The organism is Pseudomonas sp. GM24, assembly GCF_000282235.1.
Lineage (GTDB): Bacteria > Pseudomonadota > Gammaproteobacteria > Pseudomonadales > Pseudomonadaceae > Aquipseudomonas.
In genome coordinates, this window is sequence record NZ_AKJR01000340.1 from 1 (window position 1) to 2295 (window position 2295).

Here is a 2295-nt window from a genome sequence, read left to right on the forward strand (position 1 = left end):
GGGAGAGGGAGCCGACCGAGATGTCTGGCGTTATATATCGACCTGTTACATCTAGTCGATTATGGATTCAGTAATGTTTTTTCACGTCGGCGTAGTTCTGAAATATCCCGCATTCAGTCCCCTCTCCCCCCGGGAGAGGGCTAGGGTGAGGGGCCTTTTTAATTAAATACCCATTAAATAAAAGTGGTGAAAGATCATGCGAATCCTTGTCGTCGAGGACGAGCTTAAAGCTGCCGAATACTTGCATCAGGGTTTGACCGAAAGTGGTTATGTCGTTGACCACGCGGCCACCGGTGCCGATGGCCTGCACCTGGCGCAACAACAAGCCTATGACCTGATCATTCTCGATGTGAACCTGCCGGAACTCGACGGCTGGGGCGTGCTGGAACAACTGCGTCGCACCCATTCGACGCGGGTGATGATGCTCACCGCGCGCGGGCGCCTGGCCGACAAGATTCGTGGTCTTGATCTGGGCGCTGACGATTATCTGGTCAAGCCGTTCGAGTTCCCCGAACTGCTGGCGCGGGTGCGCACCTTGATGCGTCGCAGTGAAAACATCCCGGTGCCACAGGTACTGAAAGTCGCCGATCTGGAACTCGATCCGGGCCGCCATCGCGCGTTTCGAGGCGCGCAGCGTATTGACCTGACCACCAAGGAATTCGCCCTGCTGCATCTGCTGATGCGTCAGTCCGGCGAAGTGCTGACGCGCACGCAGATCATCTCGCTGGTGTGGGACATGAATTTCGACTGCGACACCAATGTGGTCGAGGTGTCGATCCGTCGCTTGCGGGCGAAGATTGACGACCCGTTCGACAGCAAACTGATTCACACCCTGCGCGGTGTCGGCTATGTGCTGGAGGCACGGGAATGAAGCCCTCCAGCCTGTCGATGCGCCTCGGTTTGACGGTGAGTATTCTCGGCGCGCTATTGGTGGTGTTCCTCGCGATCCTTGCCTATTTCGCGTTGACTCATGAGCTGAATTCGCTTGCCAGAGACAGCCTGGAAAAGAAGATGGCGCAGGTCGAACACAGCCTGTCGTTGTACGTCGATGCCAATGAAATCACCGGCAAACCGCATATTCTGCTCGATCAGGTGATGGGGCATGACAACCTCACGCTGACCATTTATGACCGCCTCAATCAGCGCTCGCCGCTGCTCAAATCCGGCTCGGGATTGAGCGATCCGCGCGTCGAATTGAAAGCGGTGCGCGCCACCACCGATCAACTGACTTACAGCGACAGCACCGACGCGGAAGGCAAGAAATTCCTCACCGCCTCGAAACTGATTCGCCTCAAGGACAGCAGCAGCGTGCCGGTGCTGCTGTCAGTGGATAACGCCCACGATGAGGCGCTGCTCAGCGCCTATCTGCGCTCAACGCTGATTGCCTTGCCGTTGTTGCTGGTGTTTATCGGTCTGACCGCTTGGGGTGCGGTGCAGCGTGGCTTGGCGCCGTTGCGCGAGTTTCGCAAAGTCGCAGCGATGGTCTCGACCCAGGATCTGGAACACCGGCTGTCCGTGGTGAACATGCCGCAGGAGTTGAGCGAATTGGCGCAAGGCATCAACTTCATGCTGCATCGGCTCGATGCAGGAGTGCAGCAGTTGTCGCAGTTCTCTGATGACCTGGCGCATGAGTTGCGTACGCCGATCAACAACCTGATGGGCAAAGCGCAGGTGACCTTGTCCCGCGAGCGCACGACCGAGGAATACAAGGACGTGCTGGTGTCGTGCACCGAGGAACTGGAGCGCGTGGCGCGGATTGTCTCGGACATGTTGTTTCTCGCGCAGGTCAGTCATCCGTCGGCGCTGGCGCCGTTTGAATCGGTGGCGCTGGAGGACGAGGCGGCGAAGGTCGCTGAGATGTTTTCGCTGTCGGCGCAGGATAAGAACATTCACTTGAATGTCGTTGGCAGTGCGACGGTAATGGGCGATCGGCTGATGATTCAGCGGGCAATTTCCAATCTGTTGTCGAATGCGCTGCGCCACTGCCCGAACGGGAAAACCGTGACGTTGCTGATCGAACAAGGTGCGACCCAGGCCTCCCTGTTGGTCAGCAACCCCGGTGCCGGGATCGAGGCGCAACACCTGCCACATCTGTTCGACCGCTTCTACCGTGTCGACAGCAGCCGCTCACGCTCGCAGGGCAGCACCGGGTTGGGCCTGGCGATCGTGCGCTCGATCATGAGCCTGCATCAGGGTGTCGCGGAGGTTAAGAGCTTGCCGGGGGCGATGACCGTGTTCCGGCTCGGGTTTCCTTCGGTGCCGCCAACGGCCTCTTCGCTTGCAGGCAAGCTCCCA

Annotated in this window: 2 protein-coding genes; both read left to right on the forward strand. The window is 58.7% G+C overall.

What is annotated here, in order from left to right:
* Positions 1 to 196 precede the first annotated feature (196 nt).
* Entirely contained in the window at positions 197 to 871 is a 675-nt protein-coding gene (locus PMI23_RS28035; protein ID WP_007920164.1) for a heavy metal response regulator transcription factor, read from the forward strand.
* The coding region (locus PMI23_RS28040) for a heavy metal sensor histidine kinase (protein ID WP_007950277.1) at positions 868 to 2295 on the forward strand (1428 nt) is incomplete at its 3' end. The genes PMI23_RS28035 and PMI23_RS28040, both read left to right, overlap by 4 nt.